Genomic DNA, 23,162 nt, shown 5'->3' on the forward strand with positions numbered 1-23,162 from the left:
GTCCGGTGAGGCTAGCAAGGAGTGAATAAAAAACTCCTTATTGTAGTGTGGTGCTAAACCTGCGCCGGATGAGCGTGGGTTTTTTTATGCGCAAGGGCGGAGGGGTTTAACTTGAATGTCAAGGCTCAAATTATGGACGCTGAGAAAATGCGGCGAGCTTTAATACGAATTGCCCATGAGATCCTAGAGCGGAATAAGGGGACGGAAAACCTAGTCCTTGTAGGTATTAGACGGCGGGGTGTTCCCCTGGCCGAAAGGTTGCAGCGGATAATAGAAGAGATTGAAGGAGTAAAGCTTCCTTTAGGGATTTTGGATATCACCCTCTACCGCGATGATCTCACTACTTTAAGCTCGCACCCCATCATCCACCGTACAGAGATACCCTTTAACATAACCGGCAAAAAAGTAGTGCTAGTAGACGATGTACTATTTACTGGAAGGACCGTAAGGGCAGCCTTAGATGCTTTGATGGATTTGGGTCGGCCCCAAAATATTCAATTGGCGGTGCTAATTGACCGGGGCCACCGGGAACTACCCATCCGGGCAGATTATGTAGGCAAGAACGTTCCCACTTCCCTTAAAGAAGAGATCGCAGTACAAGTGAAAGAAATAGACGGCGTGGATCAAGTTCTGATCCGCGCTCTACCTGAAAAAACCGCCGGTCCTTGAAATTAGCCCCGTGAGGCTAATAAGGACGGCAGGAGACCTCCTTATTAGCCTCGGGCGATAAGGAGGTTTTTAATTTATATGGCTTTAAAGAGCAAGCATCTATTAGGGCTTAAGGATCTCAGTGCTCAAGAGATCAAGCTTATACTGGATACTGCTGGACCTATGAAGGAAATAATCCAGCGCGACATTAAAAAAGTTCCCACCTTAAGGGGTAAGCTCGTAGTAACCCTTTTTTACGAGCCCAGTACCCGTACCCGCACCTCCTTTGAGCTGGCTGCTAAATACATGGGCGCCGACACTGTAAGTATAGCTACCTCCACCAGCAGTGTCACTAAGGGGGAGTCTTTGCGGGATACAGCTCAGACCTTGGCCGCCATGGGCGCGGATGCAGTCATCATTCGGCATTCTGCAGCCGGAAGCCCGGTTTTACTCACCCGGTATATTAAGGCTTCGGTTATCAACGGGGGGGATGGTATGCATGAACATCCTACCCAGGCTTTACTCGATATGTTTACTATCCAGGAGAAGTTGGGTCGTATAGAGGGTCTTAAGGTAGTTATCTTAGGAGATATCCTTCATAGCCGGGTAGCTCGGTCCAACATTTGGGGATTAACTAAGATGGGTGCGGAAGTCCGGGTAGCGGGGCCGCCAACCCTTATACCTAAAGGCATAGAAAACTTAGGGGTAAAGGTCTTTTACCGGGTGGAGGAGGCTTTGAGAGGGGCTGACGTAATAAACGTCCTTCGTATCCAAAGGGAACGGCAGAAGAAAGGGTTGTTCCCTTCTTTGCGGGAATATGCTTTGCTTTATCAGCTTACCCCGGAGAGGCTCCGTCTGGCTAAGCCTAACGCCTTAGTCCTACATCCTGGCCCTATGAATCGTGGAATAGAGATTTCCCCAGCTGTAGCTGATGGTTTGCAATCAGCCATAACTGAACAAGTAACCAATGGGGTGGCTGTCCGCATGGCCCTCCTGTACTTGCTCATCGGAGGTGGCAATTGATGAAGATTTTGCTCCGAGGTGGAAGGGTGATCGATCCTTCCCAAGCTCTAGATATGGTAGCTGATGTTTTAGTCTCCGGCGACCGGATAGCGGCCATAGGCCAAGATCTAGAAACAGACCGGGAGACCAAGGTTATAGATGTCGGAGGGTGTATTGTGGCGCCCGGCTTTATAGATATGCATGTACACTTACGGGAACCCGGATACGAGCAGAAAGAGACTATAGCTACAGGAACTCGGGCCGCAGCGGCTGGGGGTTTCACAGCGGTGGCTTGCATGCCTAACACCCAGCCGGTAGCTGACAGCCCAGCAGTTATCGCTTATATAAGAGAAAAGGCCCGGGCCATAGGGGTGGTTCATGTCTATCCCATCGGCGCCCTCTCTAAAGGTTCACAAGGGGAAGAGCTGGCGGAGATCCGGGATCTGGTGGAGGCCGGGGCTGTGGCCCTTTCCGACGATGGGAATCCGGTTATGAATGCAGAAGTTATGCGCCGGGCCTTGGAGTACACCCGGTTATTTAACATCCCGGTGATATCCCATTGCGAGGATCTTAATCTTGCGGCCGGAGGAGTAATGCATGAGGGTTTTATCTCCACCATCTTAGGATTAAGGGGGATTCCTGCGGCAGCTGAGGAAGTTATGGTCGCCCGGGATATCATCCTGGCTGAGCTTACAGGAGGGAAGCTCCACCTGGCCCACTTAAGCAGCGCAGGTTCTCTTCGCATCTTACAGGAGGCTAAGTCCAGAGGGATTAAGGTTACTGCTGAAGTAACCCCTCATCACCTATGCCTGACTGATGAGGCGGTGGAAGGATACGATACCAACACCAAGGTTAATCCCCCCTTAAGAAGCGAGGAGGACCGACAAGCTTTAGAGGAAGCCTTAAGAGAAGGGCTTGTGGACGCCTTGGCCACGGATCATGCGCCTCACACAGAGGAAGATAAAGACGTAGAATATGATGTTGCTCCCTTCGGTATATCTGGGCTGGAGACAGCTATACCCTTGGTGGTAACCCGGTTAGTCGAAACCGGAAGGTTATCCTGGGAGCGGCTTATAGAGGCCTGGAGCTGCCAGCCAGCCAGTATCTTAAATATTCCAGGTGGCACCCTTAAGGAAGGTGGGATAGCTGATATTACAGTCATCGCACCTGACTGGGAAAAAGAAGTAGATGTAAATACCTTTTACTCCCTCGGGAAAAACTCTCCTTTCCAGGGCTTAAAGCTTAAAGGCTGGCCTTTAGTTACCATCGTAGCTGGGCGGTTAGTAATGGAGAAAGGCCAGGTCCTGCTTTAGAATCTTAGGCCGAACCAGGTTACCAGGCCCGGTTAAGGATAAAAGGTTAAATGAAACAAGGCTTTAGGAGGGGATTTCCAGTGGAAGCTTATTTGATCCTAGAAGATGGGACCATATTCCAGGGGGAAGCGTTGGAAGCAGGATATTTTTGCCATGGGGAAGTGGTGTTTAATACCAGCATGACCGGTTACCAGGAGATCCTTACCGACCCCTCCTATTGCGGTCAGATTGTTGTTCTAACTTACCCCCTTATAGGCAACTACGGTATCAATGAAGAGGATAGGGAAGCTCCACGACCACAGGTTTTGGGGCTGGTAGTACGGGAGGCTTGTCTGGAGCCTAGCAACTGGCGGGCGCAGGAGACTCTGGCTTCTTACCTTAAAAGGTATCGCATCCCCGTTATCCAAGGGGTGGATACCCGAGCTTTAACCCGTCACCTACGTACCCGGGGTACCATGCGCGGGATCTTAACCTCAGGCCAGGTGGACTGGGAGGAGGTTAAGCGTTTAGTACGGCAGACGCCCCCTTTAAGCGGAGATAAGCTGGTACCTGCAGTGACCAACAGTCAACCTTACGTTCTGGGAGAGGGTTCCCCCCGGATCGCGGTTTATAACTTAGGGGTCAAGCAGAGCATTTTGGAATGGTTTATAAAGCAGGGCTGTAGCGTTACCGTTTTCCCCGCTCACAGCACAGCCGAGGATATTTTGGCTATTCAGCCTGATGGGGTACTACTTTCCAACGGTCCCGGAGATCCCAAAGATGTTCCTTATGGTGTGGAAACTGTGAAGGGGCTCCTGGGTAAGGTTCCTATCCTGGGGATATGCCTGGGGCACCAGATCTTGGCTCTGGCTCTGGGAGGTGACACCTTTAAACTACACTTCGGCCACCGGGGAGGTAATCACCCGGTTAAAGATCTCACCACCGGCCGGGTGTACATTACTTCCCAGAATCACGGCTATGCAGTAGCGGCCGGCTCTTTGCCCTCGGAAGAAGTTTATGTCTCCCATATTAATCTGAACGACGATACCGTAGAGGGCTTGCGCCATAGGTATTTGCCTGTGTTTTCCGTCCAATATCATCCCGAAGCAGGGCCTGGGCCTAGGGACAGTGAATATATCTTCAGGGAATTTTTGGAACTGATAAGTAATAAAGGATGCAGGAAAGGGTAAGTATCTAGAGCACTACTCTACCAAGGGAGGGAAGGGATGACTATATATCCCCTGTGGAGGGGTTATATGAGGGAAGCATCATTAAGGAGGTGAGGGAAGGGGATGCCCCTGCGCAAGGATCTTAAAAAGATCATGGTCATAGGATCAGGACCTATCGTTATAGGCCAGGCTGCTGAGTTCGATTATGCTGGCACCCAGGCTTGCCGCGCCTTAAAGGAAGAAGGCCTTGAGGTAGTTCTGGTTAATTCTAACCCCGCTACCATAATGACCGATACTGAAATGGCGGACCGGGTATACCTGGAGCCCTTGACCTTAGAGTTCGTAGCCCCTATATTGCGCCGGGAGCGTCCGGATGGCCTTCTTCCTACTTTGGGAGGGCAGGTGGGGTTGAACCTGGCTTTGCAGCTCGCGGAAGCTGGCATTTTGGAAGAACTGGGAGTGGAGCTACTGGGCACGCCCTTAAGCGCTATCCAGAAGGCGGAGGATCGGGAACAGTTTAAGTCCTTGATGCAGGCTATAGGGGAGCCGGTTCCTGTAAGTCGCATTGTTACCCGAGTGGAGGAAGCCTTAGAATTCGCCCGGCAAAACGGCTACCCGGTGATCGTAAGGCCAGCCTATACCCTGGGAGGTACTGGAGGAGGGGTGGCCCGCAATGAAGAGGAGTTAAAGGCTATTGTGTTAAAAGGGCTTAAACTTAGCCTTATAAATCAGGTTCTAGTGGAACAATGTGTTATTGGTTGGAAAGAAATTGAGTATGAAGTTATGCGGGATGCTGCCGATAATTGCATTACCGTGTGCAATATGGAGAATATCGATCCCATGGGCATCCATACCGGTGATAGTATAGTTGTAGCTCCTTCCCAGACTCTATCTGATAAAGAATACCATATGCTCCGTACCGCGGCCCTAAAGATTATTCGAGCTTTAGGTATTCAAGGAGGATGCAATATTCAGTTCGCCTTGGATCCCCGGAGTTGGCAGTACTATGTCATAGAAGTAAATCCACGGGTGAGCCGCTCCAGCGCTTTAGCTTCTAAAGCTACTGGATACCCTATAGCCCGGGTGGCGGCTAAGATAGCTTTAGGGTTAACCCTCGATGAAATACCCAATGCAGTTACCCAAGAGACAAAGGCCTGCTTTGAACCTGCCCTCGATTACTGCGTGGTGAAGATCCCCCGCTTTCCCTTCGATAAATTTTCTTTAGCCGACAGAACCCTGGGGAGCCAGATGAAGGCCACAGGAGAGGTCATGGCCATCGACCGCACTTTTGAAGGGGCGTTACTCAAAGCTATACGGTCTTTAGAGCTTAAGCTTGATGGCCTGTATTTAGAGAGTCTAACTCGATTGACGGATAGCTCCTTAAGGCAGAAACTACGGGAGGCCGACGATGAGCGGCTGTTTGCCGTGGCTGAGGCTTTGAGGAGAGGCTTTGGGATTAAGGAGTTAAATGAGCTTACGGGCATCGATTCCTTCTTCCTGGTGAAGATCCGTAATATAGTGGAGCTGGAGCAAACCCTTCGGCAGGTGGGCAAAGGGGGTCTTACGCCGGAACTTTTACGTCGGGCCAAGGAGAGAGGCTTTAGCGACTCCCAGATTGCTCGGTTGACAGGGCTTAAAGAAGGGGAAATAAGGCAGCGAAGGAAGCTCTATAACCTCCGGCCGGTGTACAAAATGGTGGACACCTGCGCGGCAGAGTTCGAGGCGGTTACCCCTTATTTCTACTCAACTTATGATCAGGAAGATGAAGGCGAGGTTAGGTCAGGGGCTAAAGTAGTAGTTTTGGGAGCCGGCCCCATCCGTATTGGCCAGGGTATTGAATTTGACTATTGCTGTGTCCATTCTGTCTGGGCCCTGCGCAGGGCAGGGATACGGGCTATTATAATCAACAACAATCCGGAGACAGTGAGCACCGATTTCGACACTTCCGACCGCCTTTATTTCGAACCACTTACCCCGGAGGATGTAATTAATGTGCTAGAAAAGGAACAGCCCCAAGGAGTGATAGTCCAGTTTGGGGGACAGACGGCTATAAATTTGGCCCGGTATGTAGAGGAGGCGGGTTTTCAGGTTTTAGGTACTGCCGTGGAAGATATAGATCGGGCGGAAGACCGCGAGAAATTCGATACCCTTCTGGAAGAGTTGGGTATCCCCAGACCCCGGGGAGGGGCAGCAAGTTCAGTAGAACAGGTAGTCCGCATAGCTAAGGAATTGGGCTTTCCAGTGCTGGTCCGGCCTTCCTATGTGCTGGGTGGTAGAGCCATGGAAATAGTGCATAATGAAGGTGAACTGGTGGAGTATGCTACTACAGCCGTGAAGGTAACACCGGAGTATCCTATACTAGTGGATAAGTACCTGCCAGGGAAGGAAGTAGAAGTGGATGCTGTAAGCGATGGTGAGGAAGTCCTCATACCAGGTATTATGGAACATGTAGAGCGGGCAGGTATTCATTCTGGAGATAGCATCGCCCTGTACCCGGCGCTCTCTTTGAGCGAGGAGATTAAGGATAAAATTGTGGATTATACCTTGCGCCTGGCTAGGGCCCTTAAAGTAAAGGGGATGCTCAACATCCAGTTTGTGATCCACGAGGGCGAAGTGTATGTCTTGGAAGTGAACCCACGGTCTAGCCGGACTGTTCCCTATATAAGCAAGATAACCGGCGTGCCTATGGTGGCCCTGGCTACCAACATCATGCTAGGCCGGACTTTAAGGGAGCAAGGTTACCGGGGAGGGTTGCTTCCTCCTCCTGATTACGTGGCTGTGAAAGTACCTGTATTCTCCTTTGGGAAACTGTTGCAGGTAGACACTTTCCTGGGGCCGGAAATGAAATCCACTGGCGAAGTATTGGGGATAGACATTAACTTCGAGCGGGCCCTTTATAAGGGCCTGACTGCGGCGGGTTACACTATACCTGTACAAGGGACTTTACTAGCTACGGTAGCCGACAAAGATAAGGCGGAAGCTGTTCCCCTTCTTAAAGGTTTTGCAGAGCTGGGCTTTAAGATTGTGGCTACTGCCGGTACAGCCGGGGCCCTGGCTGCGGCTGGGCTATTTGTAGAGCGTGTGGCTAAACTGCGGGAGGGTTCACCCCATATTCTCGATTATATCCGGGGAGGGAAGGTGGACTTTATTATAAACACTTTAACCCGGGGCAGAATCCCTGAGCGGGATGGCTTTAAGATCCGGCGTGCGGCCGCGGAATTAGGTATACCCTGTCTTACTTCCCTAGATACGGCCCGGGCCCTGCTGGGAGTGGTAAGGGCCTGGCGTAAGGGTTCGGAATTTACCCTCCGGTCGCTGCAGGAGTACTTGGGGGAGCAGGGAAGATAACCCTCCACCCTCTAATCATGTTCATAAAAAGGAGGCATTTTCCTTTGTCTACTACCCACAAGTCCGCTAAGGATAGATTGATAGTCGCCCTAGATGTTCCTGAATTGGCTAGGGCGCAAGAAATAGTAGAGAAGCTTGCTCCTTTCGTGGGAATGTTTAAAGTAGGCCTTGAGCTATACTCCGTAGCCGGACCAGCTGCCCTAAAGATTATAAAGGAACGAGGGGGACGGGTCTTTGCTGACTTAAAATTCCACGATATCCCTAATACTGTAGCTGGGGCCGTTCGCGCCCTGGTGCGGCACGGGGTAGATATGTTGAATGTCCACGCGGCAGGGGGGAAAGAGATGCTCCTTATGGCCCGGGAAGCGGCGGAAGAAGAAGCGGCCCGCCAGGGGCGAAAACCTCCCTTGCTTATTGCGGTGACTGTCCTTACCAGCCTGGATACCGCAAGCTTAAAAGAAGATGTGGGGATTGAGCGGTCCTTGGAAGAGCAGGTAGTACATTGGGCCCTTCTTGCCCAAAGATGCGGGCTTAATGGGGTGGTGGCTTCCGCCCGGGAGCTAGAGGCTATAAGAAAGGCTTGCGGTCCCGAATTCGTAGTGGTTACACCTGGGATACGGCCAACTGGGGCTACACCAGATGACCAGCGCCGGGTTTTAACTCCGGCTGAAGCTGTGCGCCGGGGTGCTACTTACCTGGTGGTGGGTCGACCAGTGCTTTCCTCTCCGGATCCTGTAGCTGCTGTGACCAGCATATTGGGTGAGATAGGTTCTATATAAATGGTACGGTAGTTATTATAGAGCACCATACCCGGGCGTGCTCCTGGAGGTTTACGGACGTTTTTAGCGAGGGTATAGTCTACTGCTACGCGGCCGGCTTGGCGCGAGCGACTGAAATAGGCGGCCAGGCCGGCCGCTTCTTCTAAGGTGCGTGGAGATACTTCCTTTCCTTGAGTACGGATGATTACATGTGCTCCAGGAACATCCTTAGCGTGTAGCCATATATCTTCATCATGGGCTACTTTTAGAGTTAAGAAATCGTTTTGCCGGTTGTTCTTTCCAATTAGGATGGTGAAGCCATCGCTGGAGATAACTTCTAAAGGCTTAAAAGCCTTTTGCGGGGGAGCCTGGGCTCCCTTTTTCTTTTGGTGGGTAGCTTCTAAGTACCCCGCCCGGATTAGCTCTTCGCGGATCTCCTTTAAATCCTCCAAGGAATCGGCCATCTCTAAAGCCTGGATTATAGAGTTAAGATAAGCTATTTCTTCTCTTGTTTCTTTTAACTGCTCGGAAGCTTTTTGAGCGGCATTTTTGGCCTTCTGGTAGCGTTGAAAATATCGTGCTGCGTTTTCGGCTGGGGTAAGGGCAGGATCTAATTCGATGGTTATTTCCGGTGACCCCGGTTCATAAAAGTTTTCTACTGTAAAGTAGCGCTGTCCCTTTTCTAAACGGTAGATATTAGCCATAATAAGCTCCCCGTAAACCCGGAAACGGGAAGCTTCGGCTGCGGAGGCCACAGTTTCGGCTTGAAGGGCCTCTTTTTTTAAGCAGCGCTTTAGCTCTCGTTCCACTAAGTGGGTTAGAGAGCGTTTTTCAGATATTACCGAGTTGCGGGCCCGCTTTTCCTCATAAAAGGTTTCGCAGGCCTGGGAAGGGGTAGAAAAGCGCTCCCGGGGAAGGCCAGTGAACTGCTTAAGATCAAAGGCCGCAAAGGCCAGAACCCCCTTGTGGGGATCCTTTACCACCGTGGGCTCCCAGGAAGGGGGTAGGCTTAAAGCTAGAACTTCCTCCAAGGCCTGATGTAGGCGGGCTGCCTCGTATTCACCACAATCCTGGGGTGTAATATCTGCTGGTAGACCGGCCCGGAAAAGGATTTCCCCGGCTGTAAGGGGACCTATCCCGTCCAGCCGCTCTACTAAAGCTTCTTTAAGGGGTTTATCTAACGGCTCTTGCCAGATCACTTGGGCAATTTTTTCTCCCAACCCCCGGGGATCCTTTTTGTCCTGGTGCGGCGGCGGTACATATTCTTTTCCAGGCAATACTTCGCGGTACCGGCTTACAGTATGGGTGTAGCGCCGTAAAGCATCTATGATCGTAGGTCCAGCCGGGTCGAGAAGTAATAGGTTGGAATGCTTGCCCATGATTTCGGCTACCAGATGGCGTTCCATTGGTCTACCCAGTTCATCACTAGCATGGAAAAGAAGTTTTAAGACCCGCTCCAGGCCAGGCTGCTCTACCCCGGCCAGTGTAGCACCGTGCAGGTGTTTGCGCAAGACCATACAGAAAAGGGGGGGCTCGAGCGGGTTTAAGAAATGTACTTCAGTAAAGTGTATCCGGCAGTATTCGGCATGGGCAGATATAAGGAGTTTCTTTATTTCCCGGGCCTTCCGGAGATGAAGGATAACCGTATCCTTGTCCGGTTGATAAATACGGTCTACCCGGCTACCCAACCAATAAGACAATTCCTCTTTTATGGCACTTAAAAAAAGGCCGTCGAAGGCCACAGCACCTCTTCCTTTCTTTACCCCCGAAGTACCTTTTCTTCGATCGCTAATAACCAATATATCACTATATAGGTTCTAGGAGTACCCCGCCCTCCCTGTTCTTTTCTGTTTGGGACAGGCATACAAATTTAAGGTGGAGGCGAGGGAAAATGCGTTCTTCTATTAAATGGTATCAACTAGACATAAGCCAAGCCCTGGAAGAGTTAAAAAGTCATGGAGAATGGGGGTTAACCACCCAGGAGGCCCGCCGGAGGTTAGAGGAAGTAGGACCCAACCTTATCCAGGGGCAAAGGCGGTTATCCCCTTATCAAATCCTTCTCCAGCAGTTTAACGACTTTATGGTCTGGGTTCTCTTAGCTGCTACTGTTATTTCAGCCTTTTTAGGCGAGATAGCTGATGCTATTACTATTATAGCTATTGTAATCATTAACGGCTTCTTGGGATTTATACAGGAATACCGTGCTGAGTGTTCCATGGAGGCTTTAAGGGAAATGTCAGCCCCCTTTGCTCGGGTGATAAGGGATGGGGAAACCCAAAAAGTACCTGCCCGGGAACTGGTACCAGGGGACATCCTCTTGGTGGAAGCTGGAGACCGGGTAGCTGCCGATGCGCTTCTCTTGTGGTCTAGCGCTTTGGAAGTGGAGGAAGCGGCCCTTACCGGAGAATCAGTTCCCGTGGTTAAAGAGCCGGGAGTTTTAAAGGGAGAAGTGCCTCTGGGGGACCGTAAGAACATGCTTTACCAAGGTACCTTGGTTACCCGGGGAAGGGGGAAAGCTTTAGTGGTAGCTACCGGCATGGAGACGGAAATAGGTAAGATCGCCGGTATGCTCCAAGAGGTCGAGGAGGAAGAAACCCCACTTAAGAAACGTTTAGCTGGACTAGGGAAGTGGTTAGTAGGGATCTGTCTTTTAATATGTAGCCTTATGGTGGTGGCTGGTGTAGCCCGGGGAGAAAGTTTGTACAATATGTTCCTAGCTGGAGTAAGCCTGGCTGTAGCAGCCATCCCTGAAGGATTGCCAGCCATAGTTACTGTTTGTTTGGCTTTGGGTGTACAGAGGATGGCCCGGCGCCAGGCCATTATACGTAAGCTTCCGGCAGTGGAAACTTTAGGCTGTGCTACAGTCATCTGTTCGGACAAGACCGGGACCCTTACCCAAAATCAAATGACGGTAAGGGAAATCTGGGTGGATAATAAGTTATACCAGGTTACGGGGATAGGGTATATTCCTCAAGGGGCCTTTTATGTGGAGGACCGCCAGGTGGAGGTGGACCAGGCTTTACGGGTACTACTTACGGCTGCAGCTTTATGTAACAATGCCACGTTAAAAAGAAACGGGTTAACGATTAAAGGATGGCTACGGGGTAAGAGGAGAGATCCTTCCTGGGTAGTTAATGGGGATCCTACAGAAGGGGCTTTGCTTGTGGCAGCAGCCAAGGCCGGGCTTTGGCGGGAACACTTGGAGCGCAAGGCAAACCGTCTACAGGAGTTCCCCTTTGAACCTGAACGTAAAAGGATGAGCGTCGTTTATCAGGAGAACGGGAAACGGTTTGTGTATGTTAAGGGAGCTCCTGATATCATTTTAGGGCTTTGTAATTCTTTTTTCTATAAAGGCAAAACTATCCCCCTTACACTAGAGTGGAGACGGGCTATAGAACAGCAAAATGAAGCCATGGCCCGCCGGGCTCTTAGGGTCCTGGCCTTAGCCTTCCGGGAACTTCCTCAAGGAGCTACCACCGAGGAAGAGGTGGAGCGGGATTTGACCTTTATAGGACTGGCTGGTATGATAGATCCTCCTCGGCCGGAAGCCCGGGAAGCAGTACAAGTCTGTCAACGTGCCGGAATTAAAGTGGTGATGATTACCGGCGACCACCGGCTTACAGCCCAGGCTGTGGCTCGGGAACTGGGCCTTTCTGCAGAAAACGATCAGATTTTAACGGGTTCCCAACTAGATTCCTTAACGGATACTGAACTGGTCCAGGCCGCCCGGGAGGCCTCCGTATATGCCCGGGTTTCACCGATGCATAAACTCCGCATTGTCCGGGCTTTAAAAGCCAACAACCACATAGTAGCTATGACCGGCGATGGAGTCAACGATGCTCCAGCTATTAAAGAAGCTGACATAGGGATCGCTATGGGTAGAACAGGTACTGATGTGGCCAAAGAGGCAGCGGCCATGGTGCTAGCTGATGATAACTTTGCTACCATAGTGGCTGCTGTAGAGGAGGGAAGGGGGATTTATGCTAATATACGCAAGTTTATCCGTTATCTCTTATCTTGTAACGTGGGGGAAGTTTTAACTATGTTCGTGGCTGCAGTAGCAGGATTGCCTTTACCCTTGCTCCCCATTCAAATTTTATGGATGAATCTGGTGACAGATGGGTTACCGGCCCTAGCCTTAGGTGTAGATCCGCCTGAACCTGGCCTAATGTCCCGGCCGCCTTACCCACCTGGAGAAAGCATATTTGCCCGCGGCCTTGGATGGCGTATCCTAGGTTTAGGAATGGAGATCGGGGTAGTTACCTTGGGGGTATTCCTCTTGGGACTTTTCTTGGGGGAGGGGGATCTGCCCACGGCCCGTACTATGGCCTTTACCTCCTTGGTTATGGCCCAGCTTTTTGCCGTCTTCGAATGCCGCTCGGAAACCCAATCCCCTTTTGCTGTAGGGTATTTCAGCAATAAATACCTGGTATTGGCTGTAGCCTGTTCCTTGGCCATGCAGCTTCTAGTACTTTATATCCCACCTCTCCAAGTAGTCTTTGATACAGTTCCCCTTAATCCCTTCCAATGGGGGCTGGTCCTTATGGCTTCTGGCTGGCGGACTTATCTGGCCGGGATAACTTATTACCTAGTGCGCCCGCTTTGGCGCCTCATATTAGAAAAACCTAGCGCATTGTGCTAAAATCGTGTAAAATAAGCCTCAAGGTGCTAAAATACTTTAGCAGCGGAGGAAGGATAGGTGGGGACTCTACGTTTTACTAAAATGCACGGGTTAGGCAATGATTTTGTGCTAGTTAACGGTTTTCGCGAAAGAATAGAAAGGGATATGGCGGAACTTGCCCGACGCCTTTGTGACCGACGGTTTGGAGTAGGCTCTGACGGCCTTATTTTTCTTTTACCCTCCCAGGTGGCAGATCTTAAGATGCGCATGTTCAACCCGGACGGCAGCGAAGCTGAAATGTGCGGTAATGGGATCCGGTGTTTGGCTCGCTTGGCTTATGAAGAAGGGTTGGTCCAGGGGCGGGTTATCCGGGTGGAAACCCTAGCAGGTATTGTAGTACCTGAGTTAATCTTGGAAGGGGATAAGGTAAGCCAGGTTCGGGTAGATATGGGTGAACCAAGATTCTTTCGCCGGGAGATCCCTATGCTAGGAGAAGGGGATACAGCTATAGAGGCCCCTTTAGAGGTAAACGGGGAAATATGGGAGGCTACCTGCCTTTCCATGGGCAACCCCCATTGCGTCATCTTTGTACCCCGGATAGAGGAGGCTCCGGTGACTGAGCTGGGGCCTAAGCTGGAGTATCACCCCTTATTTCCCCAGCGGACAAATGTAGAATTTATTGAAGTCCAAAACCCAGGGGAAATAAAAATGAGGGTATGGGAGCGAGGCGCTGGAGAAACCCTGGCCTGCGGGTCTGGGGCTTGTGCAGCAGTAGTGGCCTCCGCTTTAACCGGCCGGACTAAGCGGAAGGTTGTTGTCCACCTCCCGGCTGGAGATCTCCAGATCGAGTGGGCAGCTAACAATCATGTTTTTATGAGCGGCCCAGCGGCGCGGGTTTTTGAAGGCCTATACTACTTAGAAACCTAACATTTAGAAAGCCAAACATCCTCTTCTTGCTATAAGGGGATTTTGACCAGGTTATGGCCGGAGAGGCCGGCTTTCCGGTAAGGCCCAAGAATGAGGATAGGAGGATAGAAAGAAGGAGGTAAGCTTAATACCATGGAATTATCCCAACGTCTTCAGAAGATACCCCCTTACCTTTTTGCTCGTATTGAAAAGAAGATCGAAGAGGCTCGGGAGAGGGGAGTAGATATCATAAGCTTAGGTATAGGAGATCCGGACCTACCTACACCAGGCCATATTATTGATAAGTTAGCTGAGGAAGCCCGGAACCCGGAAAACCACCGCTATCCTACTTCAGTAGGTTTACTTTCTTTTAGAGAGGCCGTAGCTAATTGGTACCGGGAGCGTTATGGAGTAGAACTTGATCCTCGTACAGAAGTAGTAAGTTTGATAGGATCCAAAGAAGGTATCGCCCATATATCTTTCTGTTATGTCAATCCTGGAGATATAAATTTAGTCCCGGATCCTGGTTACCCGGTATACGGCTTGGGCACTTTACTCTCGGGGGGAGAACCTTATATTATGCCCCTTAAAGAAGAAAACGGTTACCTCCCGGATCTTGCGGCTATCCCTCATGATGTGGCCAAACGGGCTAAACTTATGTTCCTTAACTACCCCAACAATCCTACAGGGGCTGTGGTCCAGCCAAGGTTCTTCCAGGAGGTAGTAGAATTTGCTAAGTCTTATGATATAATAGTCTGCCACGATGCAGCCTATAGCGAGATAACCTTTGATGGCTATCGAGCGCCTTCTTTCCTAGCCACCCCAGGAGCTAAAGAGGTGGGTATCGAGTTTAATTCTTTGTCCAAGCCCTATAATATGACGGGATGGCGTTTGGGGTGGGCCTGCGGAAGGCATGACGTGATTGAAGCCTTAGGCCGCCTTAAGTCCAACCTAGATTCCGGGGTATTCCAAGCTATACAGTACGCTGGTATAACAGCCCTTACAGGACCCCAAGATAGCTTAGAAGAGGTACGCCGGGTTTACCAGTCCCGCCGCGATTTGGTGGTAGATGGTTTGAATGCTTTGGGATGGCACCTGAATAAACCCTTGGGCACCTTTTACGTATGGGCTCCTGTGCCCGCAGGTTATACTTCTGAGAGTTTTGCGGAAACTTTGCTGGAGAAGGCAGGGGTGATTGTTACACCGGGTAATGGATACGGACGTTATGGAGAAGGATATTTCCGTATAGCCTTAACTATTAGCGAGGAACGCATTAAGGAGGCGCTAGATAGACTCAAGCGGGCCTTGGGAAGGGTGAAGTTTAGCTAATGCTTTCTAGTATGACCGGGTTCGGCCAAGGCGAAGCCAGGGGAGAGGGTAAAATAGTCAAGGTCGAAATCAGATCTCTTAATAGCCGTTTCCTAGATATAACAGTAAAACTTCCCCGGCCATATCTAGCCTTGGAGGAACGGATCCGGAAGGAAATTAAAAATCGTCTTGCCAGGGGGCATGTGGACGTATTCATAAGTATTAGCGAAGAAAATCCTCAAAATCAGCTCATATCCGTTGACAAAGGCCGTGCAATAGCTTATTATAGTGCTTTGAAGGAATTGGCGCAAATTTTGGCGATTCCGGAGGATATTACCGCTTACCAGATTTTGGCTCTGCCAGAAGTTCTAGTTATAAATGAGCCCCAGTGGTCGGAGGAAGTTCTTTGGCCTGTGGTTCAGCAGGCCCTGGAGAAAGCGCTGGAGAGATTACTCTCTATGCGTTTTTCCGAAGGGGCTCGGTTACAGCAGGACTTGGAAGAGAGGGCGCGGACCCTTAAAGGGTATTTGGAAGCTATCCGCCGGCGGGCCCCATTGGTACCGAAAGAATATGCTGTGCGGTTACGGGAGCGGATAGCGGAGTTAACTAGTGGAGCTATTTCTCTAGATCCGGGACGCGTGGAGGCCGAGGTAGCTTTTTTGGCTGAAAGGTGTGACATCCAGGAAGAGATAACAAGGCTTCAGAGCCATCTGGAAGAATTGGAAGAGTGCCTTAAGGGGGAAGGACCTGCGGGTCGTCGAGCAGAGTTTATATTGCAAGAAATGTTCCGGGAGATTAACACTTTAGGAGCCAAGGCCAATGATTTGGAAATTAGCCGATGGGTGATAGCCTTTAAAACAGAGTTAGAAAAGATACGGGAGCAAGTCCAGAATGTGGAATAATTCTTAGGAGGAGGCTATATGGACAAACTTATAAATATAGGTTTTGGTAATATTGTTTCAGCGCGGCGTATTGTAGCCATTGTAAGTCCAGAGTCTGCACCCATTAAGAGGATAATTCAGGAGGCAAGGGACCGGGGGATGCTCATTGATGCTACTTACGGCCGGCGTACCCGGGCCGTCATTATCACAGACAGCGACCATGTTATACTTTCCGCGGTTCAGCCGGAAACTGTAGCCCACCGTCTCTCTTCTCGCGAGCCGGTTAGTTCCAACGAGGAGCCTGTCGAATAAATGCAAGGGTTGCTCCTGGTGATATCGGGGCCCTCAGGTGCTGGGAAAGGTACTATCTGCCGCGCCTTACGGGAGAAAATGCCCGAGGTAGGGTATTCTATTTCGGCTACCACCCGTCCTCCCCGGCCAGGGGAGAAGGATGGGGAAAGTTATTTTTTCCTTGATCGTGAGAGATTTCTTCAGATGTTAAAGGAAGGGGCTTTCTTAGAATGGGCGGAAGTTTACGGGGAACTGTATGGTACTCCGCGAAAGCCGGTAGAAGAAGCTCTAGCCCGGGGCCAGGATATCATCCTGGAGATAGATACCCAAGGGGCGGCGCAGGTAAAAAGGTATTATCCTGAAGGTGTTTTTATATTTATTGTTCCCCCTTCCTATAGTGAGCTGGAAAAAAGAATCAAAGGGCGGGGTACGGAAAGCCCTGCCGCTATTAAAGACCGTCTGGCCTGGGTTAAGAAGGAGATGGCCCAGCTTGATCTTTATGATTACGTAGTGATAAACGATCAAGTGGAGGAGGCGGTAGCCAAAATTCAAGCCATTATTATAGCTGAAAAATGCCGCACCAAGCGGTTAAAAAAAATTGGTTGGCACCAGCTCTTTTGGAGCTAAGGAGGGATCCTATGGACCGTCCTTCCATTGATGAATTATTGCGCCAAATAGACAGCAAATATGCACTAGCCGTCTTAGCAGCCAAAAGGGCCCGTATGCTTACCCAGGGCCAGTTTGAGAGTTTATATCCTAAGGGCACTAAGCCTGTAACAGTGGCTTTAGAAGAGATCGCTCAAGGGAAGCTCAAGATGGAATGGGGTAAAAGGAAAACGTGAAGATGTTACAGGGTAAGAAAATAATCCTGGGGGTTTGTGGGGGTATAGCCGCCTATAAAGCAGCGGATCTTTGCCGGTTACTGGTAAAAGAGGGGGCCCAGGTTCAGGTCCTGATGACCCGGGCGGCTAAAGAATTTATTACCCCTTTAACTTTTAGTACTCTTTCGGGCCGCCCGGCTTTAAGTGAAATGTTCGGGGCGGAAGGAGTAAACCCCTTGCTTCATATCGAGGTGGCCAGCGGAGCCGATTTGCTTTTAATCGCCCCAGCTACTGCTAATATCATCGCTAAGTTAGCTTGGGGCTTAGCTGACGACCTTCTAAGTACTACGGCTTTAGCTGTTACCTGCCCGGCCCTTATAGCGCCAGCTATGAACGTACACATGTACAACAACCCTGTAGTACAAGAAAACTTGGCTATCCTAAAGCGGCGGGGCTGGGAAGTTATCGAGCCGGAAGAGGGTGAGCTGGCCTGCGGTGTTCAAGGGAAGGGAAGGTTGGCTTCCTTAGAAAAGATAATAGCCGCCGCGCGCAAAGCGCTCTCCCCCCAGGATTTAGCCGGAAAGACTTTTTTGGTAACTGCTGGAGGCACCCGTGAACCCTTAGATCCCGTACGTTTTATAAGTAACCGGAGTTCCGGTAAGATGGGACATGCCCTGGCCCGGGCGGCTTGGGAAAGAGGTGCACGGGTCCTCTTAGTTAGTGCAGCCACGGGGATAGAACCTCCCTGGGGAGTGGAGTATTATCCAGTAGAGACAGCGGCAGATATGGCTGAAAGGGTATTATCCCTATTTTCCCAAGTAGATGTGGTCATTAAGGCTGCTGCAGTAGCTGATTTTCGGCCAGCAGAGGTGGCCGGAGAAAAAATAAAAAAGAGCGAATACAGGAGTCTTATTCTTACCCTCGAACCTACTGTGGACATTCTAGCTGAATTGGGCAAGGTTAAAAGGCACCAGATACTAGTAGGATTTGCAGCCGAAACCACGGAAGCCCTTCACCAGGGAGCCCTTAAAATGGCAGCCAAAAATGTAGATCTTATGGTAATCAATGATGTAACCCTGGAAGGGGCTGGCTTCGGGAGCGACACCAATATTGTTACCCTGCTTTATCCTGATGGGCGACGGGAAGAATTACCCCGGTTACCCAAGTTAGAGGTTGCGCACCGGATTCTCAATGCTGTTAAGAGTTTACCCCGTTTTAAAGAGCAGGGAGATATACCGACTAAGAAGGAGTGAGAAGCGTGGCGCGCAGGTTGTTTACTTCTGAATCAGTAACTGAAGGCCACCCAGATAAAATGGCGGATAGCATATCCGATGCCATCCTCGATGCCATCCTGGAGAAGGATCCCCTGGCCAGGGTAGCTTGTGAAGTACTGGTGAGCACAGGGTTAGTCTTGGTGGCCGGCCAGATAACTACGGAATGTTATGTGGATATTCCTAGGATAGTGAGGGATACGGTACGCGATATTGGTTATACCCGGGCTAAGTTCGGCTTTGATTGTGACACTTGTGCGGTGGTTACCTCTATTGACGAGCAGTCCCCAGATATCGCTATGGGTGTAAACCAGGCCTGGGAAAAAAGAGAGGGGCTTGAGGATGATGAAGTAGCCTCCTTGGGAGCGGGGGACCAGGGAATGATGTTCGGCTACGCTACCCGGGAGACGCCAGAGCTCATGCCTTTGCCCATCACCTTAGCCCATAAGCTTACTAAGAGGCTGGCTGAAGTTCGCAAGCAACGTATCCTCCCCTACTTAAGGCCGGATGGCAAATCTCAGGTTACTGTAGAATATGAAGGGGACCAACCCATCCGGGTAGATACAGTAGTAATTTCTGCCCAGCACCGTCCAGATATCGATTTGGCTGATCTAAGGGAAGGCATTTTGGCAGAGGTTATTAGGAAAGTTATACCCGAGGAGATGCTGGATAAAAACACTAAGTATTTTATCAACCCTACGGGGCGCTTTGTTATCGGAGGACCGCAGGGAGATACGGGGCTTACCGGGCGAAAGATCATAGTGGATACTTATGGTGGGATGGCCCGCCATGGTGGGGGTGCCCTTTCGGGTAAGGATCCTACTAAGGTGGATCGGTCAGGAAGTTATGCGGCCCGTTATGTGGCCAAGAATATTGTAGCTGCAGGTTTGGCTGAACGTTGTGAGGTACAGGTAGCTTATGCTATAGGAGTAGCTCGTCCAGTTTCTATAGCTGTAGATACTTTTGGAACAGGTATACTCCCTGATGAGAAATTAGTAGATATAGTACGGGAGCATTTTGATCTACGTCCGGGGGCCATCATCCGCGATCTAAACTTACGTAGGCCCATTTACCGCCAGGTAGCAGTTTATGGTCATTTTGGCCGTAGCGATCTAGACCTTCCTTGGGAGCGTTTGGACAAGGTAGAGGCCCTGCGGTCTGCAGCAGGATTATAATCTGGAAGAACGGGGGTATAGCTTTTGGGGCTCGCCTTTATCTTTTCCACCGCTTTCTTAGTTGGTTTATCCGGTGCTTTAATGCCTGGCCCTCTCTTAACGGTAACAGTTGGAGAAAGTGCCCGGCGAGGATTTATAGCCGGGCCTCTTTTAGTTGCGGGGCATGGTCTATTGGAAGGAGTATTGGTGTTGGCTTTAGCTTTAGGTCTGTCTTCCTTTTTCCACCACCCCTTAACGAGCAAGGTAGTGGCTTTAATTGGTGGGTTTTTCCTTATCTATATGGCCTGGGGCATGCTCCGTGATGCCAGGAGCGGTAGGTTAGAGTTTGAAGCTAAAGGGACACGTGAGGAAGTAGCTGTCACAGACGGAGTTCCCCAGGTTTTCCCCTCTAGGGGATTGGACCTGGTGTGGACCGGGATGTTAGTTAGCTTATCTAACCCTTACTGGAGTCTCTGGTGGGCTACAGTAGGGTTGGGCTATATAACTTTATCTTTACAGCACGGGGATCTAGGCTTGCTTAGCTTTTTTTCCGGTCATATATTATCCGATCTGGTCTGGTATAGCTTGGTGGCGGCTGTTGTAGCTGGCGGCCGGCGGTTCCTAACCCCTGCTTTATACCGAGGCATAATCTTGGCTTGTGGTCTTTTTTTAGTCTTTCTGGGAGGCTCATTTATATTATGGGGTCTTAGAACCTAGACCTTCGGAAAATACAAATTGCGCGGAGACCGCAGACTGTGCTATATTTATGCTTGAGGTGGTTGTTGGTGATCCTGGAGCCCACGGTAGTCAGGCATTTGGCAGCCAGCATTATATACCGCGCAGTTTTAGATCTGATTTATAAGGATGAACGCTCTCCTTACTGGCATAGCGCCAGGTCTTTTTTCGCTTCTTCTTGGTTTGAAGACCTGGCCGACTACCTGGGTTATGACATAGAATCTGTAAGAAAAGCCATAGACCAGATATGCGCTAATCGGGAATACTACCGTAACCTCTTGCGCTCGTTGAGTTAGCTCCTGCCCTTGATTTTTAAGTTAAGACAATGGTATAATCCGTTAAGAAAAATGCTGATGTAGCTCAGTGGTAGAGCAGCGCACTCGTAATGCGCAGGCCGTGGGTTCGAATCCCACCATCAGCTCCAGGGAAACAAGGAATGGCAAGGTTTCCGGAATGGGAAATCCTTGCCATTTTACTTTGAGAGGGCAAATTGGGCACAAAATGTGCCCCATAAGCCTGTGATCTGATTTATCCTCGTTTTGTTGCTTGCCGGGTTAAATCTCACTTAACAAGTGAGGAGAAGACCATCTCCACTTTCACTCCACTTTATCTCCGGTTTTTGAACCCTCTGCTCATAAAGTAATGTTAAACCTAGGATTTTAAGGATTCCTTTTTGCCTAGCGATCTGTTATAATGACCTGTGGATAAATTAGCCATTAGGATTGGATTTGAGGACATGCTGGCTTCTGTTATTGTTAATTCGAGCAAGCAGTGGATAGGCCAGCCGTTGGTATACGAGGTCCCAGCCTCCCTGATTGGAGAGATCCGTTTAGGGACATGGGTGAGGGTTCCTATAGGCAACAGGGAAACAGATGGGGTTGTAGTGGGTTTTCCCCAGGAGAGTACAGTCCAAAACGTGAAGGTAATAGGAGAGGTACTAGACCCCGAGTTGCTACCCTCACCTGTTGTAGAGCTTTTACTATGGATGAGCGAGTATTACTTATGTCTTCCGGGAGAAACCCTCCCCCTTTTTTTACCCCCTATTTTAAAACGTCGCCAGTGTTTCTGGTCCTGGTTAGGGGGAAAAGGCAGGGAGGGGCTTGACCCTGCCTTATTTATTAACCCCTTAACCTTTGAAGTAGCAGCGTACTTATCTAGGCGAGGTCGGGTGACTCAACGCTCCTTAAAAAGTCGTTGGCCTGGGAAAGAGCTAGACTTAGCTCTGCAGGAACTGGAGGCACGCGGTTTTGTAGTCCGGGAATGGAGCTGGGGGTCCAAGGCGAGTAAAAAGCAAGCTTCTTCCCCTGGGCTAGAAGAGGAAAATCTTCGGGACATAGAGCAGCAGGTTATAAATTTAACTTTTGAGCAACGGTTGGCCCTTAAGTACTTGGAGATAGGTCTTAAGCAAGGTAAGGGTAACTTTTTATTACACGGGATAACGGGAAGTGGGAAGACAGAAGTTTACCTTCGAGCTGTTGCTGCTGCCCTGAATTTAGGGAAAGGGGTTATTGTATTAGTTCCTGAACATTCCCTCATCCCCCAGATGGCCGAGCGGTTAAAGGAAGCCTTCGGGCATCTGGTGGTGATCCTTCATGGTGACTTACCTACAGGGGAGCGTACGGGTGTTTGGGAGAAACTGCGCAGTGGCGAGGCCAAGATAGTTGTAGGTACACGTTCGGCTCTCTTCGCCCCTCTACCTGAGCTCGGGCTTATTGTTATAGATGAAGAGCATTCTCCAACCTACAAGCACGAGGCCAATCCCAGGTACGATGCTCGGGAGGTGGCCTTAAAGCGCGGACAGCTCCAGGGAGCTGTGGTGGTTTTGGGCAGCGCAACCCCTAGCACAGAAGCTTATTTTTTAGCCTCTCGCGGCCAGTTAAAATTACTGGTCCTTAAGCAAAGGGTGGCTGGGGGCCAGTTACCTAAGGTTGAGATAATCGATATGCGGGAAGAATATCTGCAGGGTCGCTCTGGTTACTTAAGTGTACGGTTGCAAGAAGAGATACGTACCACCCTCAAGCGGGGAGAACAGGTACTTCTTTTTCTTAATCGGCGAGGTTATGCTCCCCATGTTACTTGCCGTTGTTGCGGATATGTACCTACCTGTACCAATTGTGCAGTCGGCCTAACTTATCATGTTGATGGAAAATTACGCTGCCATTATTGTGGATTAGAAAAAGGATGGAGAGGAAGTTGCCCACGGTGTGGTGGCTCCCTTGCCCTCCTCGGCGCAGGAACCCAGAGGGTGGAGGCTGAGATACGCACTATATTTCCTGAAGCGCGGGTTTTACGAGCTGACAGCGACAGCCTGAAAAGCCCGAGACGGTGGCGGGAAATTTATAACCTATTTTTGGCTCGTCAGGCTAATGTGCTTATCGGCACTCAGACTATAGCTAAAGGTATGGACTTCCCTGGGGTTAGCCTGGTGGGAGTGATAAATGCTGATGTTTCCTTGTTTCTCCCGGATTTCCGCGCCCGGGAGCGTACCTTTCAGCTTTTAACCCAAGTAGCAGGGCGAGCCGGGCGTCGCTCCAGGGAAGGGAAAGTATTGATTCAAACCTTTAATCCCCAGGAACCAGCTATAGTTTTGGCTGCCCGGCAGGATTACGAAAGTTTTTACCACTTAGAAATAGCTTCTCGCCGTACCTTGCGTTATCCTCCCTTCGTTAAGCTAGCCCGGTTAGGATTGATGGGCCTTTATGAGGGAGAGGTAATAAGCGCTGCCTTTTCCTTAGCCAGGATATTAAAAGAGGTGGGTACTTCTTTAGAAGTTTTAGGGCCCGCTCCAGCAGCTATACCTAAAGTAAGGGGTGAATACCGATGGCAGCTGACTCTTAAAGCCCCAGGCTGGCAGGAGCTTAAAGAAGCCTTGGAAGCGGGGCTAGGACGGTATTGTTGCCCACCAGGGATAAAACTAATTAAAGAGATAGGACCAGTTAACCTGTGGTAGCTGTGTT

19 protein-coding genes and 1 tRNA gene are annotated in these 23,162 nt (G+C 50.2%); 19 read left to right on the top strand and 1 reads right to left on the bottom strand.

Annotated features, from left to right (window positions below; all coding sequences use genetic code 11):
* Positions 1-111: 111 nt before the first annotated feature.
* The 6 genes from pyrR (at position 112) to pyrF (ending at position 8,238) form a co-directional block, all read left to right on the top strand.
* Positions 112-669, top strand: coding sequence for a bifunctional pyr operon transcriptional regulator/uracil phosphoribosyltransferase PyrR (gene pyrR, locus B9A14_RS05345; RefSeq protein WP_172839045.1), 558 nt, complete (start codon positions 112-114; stop codon positions 667-669).
* Between the two features lie 78 nt (positions 670-747).
* Positions 748-1,671, top strand: a complete 924-nt coding sequence (locus tag B9A14_RS05350; RefSeq protein WP_084664543.1) for an aspartate carbamoyltransferase catalytic subunit — start codon at positions 748-750, stop codon at positions 1,669-1,671.
* Positions 1,671-2,963 (top strand): dihydroorotase, encoded by a 1,293-nt coding sequence (locus tag B9A14_RS05355; RefSeq protein ID WP_084664544.1) that lies wholly within the window; start codon positions 1,671-1,673, stop codon positions 2,961-2,963. The genes B9A14_RS05350 and B9A14_RS05355 overlap by 1 nt, the downstream gene beginning before the upstream one ends.
* Positions 2,964-3,043: 80 nt before the next feature.
* Positions 3,044-4,132: a glutamine-hydrolyzing carbamoyl-phosphate synthase small subunit gene (carA, locus tag B9A14_RS05360; RefSeq protein ID WP_084664545.1), complete on the top strand. Its 1,089-nt coding sequence runs from the start codon at positions 3,044-3,046 to the stop codon at positions 4,130-4,132.
* Positions 4,133-4,234: 102 nt separating this feature from the next.
* Positions 4,235-7,459, top strand: coding sequence for a carbamoyl-phosphate synthase large subunit (carB, locus tag B9A14_RS05365; protein ID WP_084664546.1), 3,225 nt, complete (start codon positions 4,235-4,237; stop codon positions 7,457-7,459).
* Positions 7,460-7,503: 44 nt separating this feature from the next.
* Positions 7,504-8,238 carry an orotidine-5'-phosphate decarboxylase gene (gene pyrF, locus B9A14_RS05370; protein WP_231967945.1) on the top strand — a complete coding sequence of 245 codons (735 nt, stop codon included), beginning with the start codon at positions 7,504-7,506 and terminating at the stop codon, positions 8,236-8,238.
* On the opposite strand, the gene B9A14_RS05375 is transcribed toward pyrF, so the two are convergent.
* Positions 8,151-10,016, bottom strand: a complete 1,866-nt coding sequence (locus B9A14_RS05375) for an Rqc2 family fibronectin-binding protein (RefSeq protein WP_084664548.1) — start codon at positions 10,014-10,016, stop codon at positions 8,151-8,153. The two genes, pyrF and B9A14_RS05375, sit on opposite strands and share 88 nt — an antisense overlap.
* A 92-nt stretch (positions 10,017-10,108) precedes the next feature.
* On the opposite strand from B9A14_RS05375, the gene B9A14_RS05380 reads away from it, so the two are divergent.
* From B9A14_RS05380 to priA, 13 genes are all read left to right on the top strand, one after another.
* Positions 10,109-12,859, top strand: coding sequence for a calcium-translocating P-type ATPase, SERCA-type (locus B9A14_RS05380; protein WP_084664549.1), 2,751 nt, complete (start codon positions 10,109-10,111; stop codon positions 12,857-12,859).
* Between the two features lie 81 nt (positions 12,860-12,940).
* Positions 12,941-13,765, top strand: a complete 825-nt coding sequence (gene dapF, locus B9A14_RS05385) for a diaminopimelate epimerase (protein WP_084667048.1) — start codon at positions 12,941-12,943, stop codon at positions 13,763-13,765.
* A 132-nt stretch (positions 13,766-13,897) separates the two neighbouring features.
* Positions 13,898-15,073 carry an LL-diaminopimelate aminotransferase gene (locus B9A14_RS05390; RefSeq protein WP_084664550.1) on the top strand — a complete coding sequence of 392 codons (1,176 nt, stop codon included), beginning with the start codon at positions 13,898-13,900 and terminating at the stop codon, positions 15,071-15,073.
* A gap of 11 nt (positions 15,074-15,084) precedes the next feature.
* Positions 15,085-15,954 carry a YicC/YloC family endoribonuclease gene (locus tag B9A14_RS05395; protein ID WP_231967946.1) on the top strand — a complete coding sequence of 290 codons (870 nt, stop codon included), beginning with the start codon at positions 15,085-15,087 and terminating at the stop codon, positions 15,952-15,954.
* A gap of 18 nt (positions 15,955-15,972) precedes the next feature.
* On the top strand, positions 15,973-16,245 hold the full coding sequence (remA, locus tag B9A14_RS05400) for an extracellular matrix/biofilm regulator RemA (protein WP_084664552.1): 273 nt from the start codon (positions 15,973-15,975) through the stop codon (positions 16,243-16,245).
* Complete coding sequence (gene gmk / locus B9A14_RS05405; protein ID WP_084664553.1) at positions 16,246-16,851, top strand: guanylate kinase; 606 nt, start codon at positions 16,246-16,248, stop codon at positions 16,849-16,851.
* A gap of 11 nt (positions 16,852-16,862) precedes the next feature.
* Positions 16,863-17,066, top strand: a complete 204-nt coding sequence (rpoZ, locus tag B9A14_RS05410; RefSeq protein ID WP_084664554.1) for a DNA-directed RNA polymerase subunit omega — start codon at positions 16,863-16,865, stop codon at positions 17,064-17,066.
* Between the two features lie 2 nt (positions 17,067-17,068).
* Complete coding sequence (gene coaBC / locus B9A14_RS05415) at positions 17,069-18,298, top strand: bifunctional phosphopantothenoylcysteine decarboxylase/phosphopantothenate--cysteine ligase CoaBC (RefSeq protein WP_084664555.1); 1,230 nt, start codon at positions 17,069-17,071, stop codon at positions 18,296-18,298.
* 5 nt (positions 18,299-18,303) lie between these two features.
* Positions 18,304-19,491 (top strand): methionine adenosyltransferase, encoded by a 1,188-nt coding sequence (gene metK, locus B9A14_RS05420; RefSeq protein ID WP_084664556.1) that lies wholly within the window; start codon positions 18,304-18,306, stop codon positions 19,489-19,491.
* Positions 19,492-19,515: 24 nt separating this feature from the next.
* Positions 19,516-20,187 carry a LysE family transporter gene (locus B9A14_RS05425; protein ID WP_084664557.1) on the top strand — a complete coding sequence of 224 codons (672 nt, stop codon included), beginning with the start codon at positions 19,516-19,518 and terminating at the stop codon, positions 20,185-20,187.
* Between the two features lie 68 nt (positions 20,188-20,255).
* The gene (locus tag B9A14_RS05430) at positions 20,256-20,501 is read left to right on the top strand and encodes a hypothetical protein (protein WP_084664558.1); all 246 of its coding nucleotides are present in this window, start codon (positions 20,256-20,258) and stop codon (positions 20,499-20,501) included.
* A gap of 53 nt (positions 20,502-20,554) precedes the next feature.
* Positions 20,555-20,629: transfer RNA gene (locus B9A14_RS05435), tRNA-Thr, on the top strand.
* Positions 20,630-20,941: 312 nt separating this feature from the next.
* Complete coding sequence (gene priA, locus B9A14_RS05440; protein ID WP_172839046.1) at positions 20,942-23,155, top strand: replication restart helicase PriA; 2,214 nt, start codon at positions 20,942-20,944, stop codon at positions 23,153-23,155.
* Positions 23,156-23,162: the final 7 nt, after the last annotated feature.

This window comes from Thermanaeromonas toyohensis ToBE, assembly GCF_900176005.1.
GTDB classification, from domain to species: Bacteria; Bacillota; DSM-521; order Neomoorellales; family Neomoorellaceae; genus Thermanaeromonas; species Thermanaeromonas toyohensis.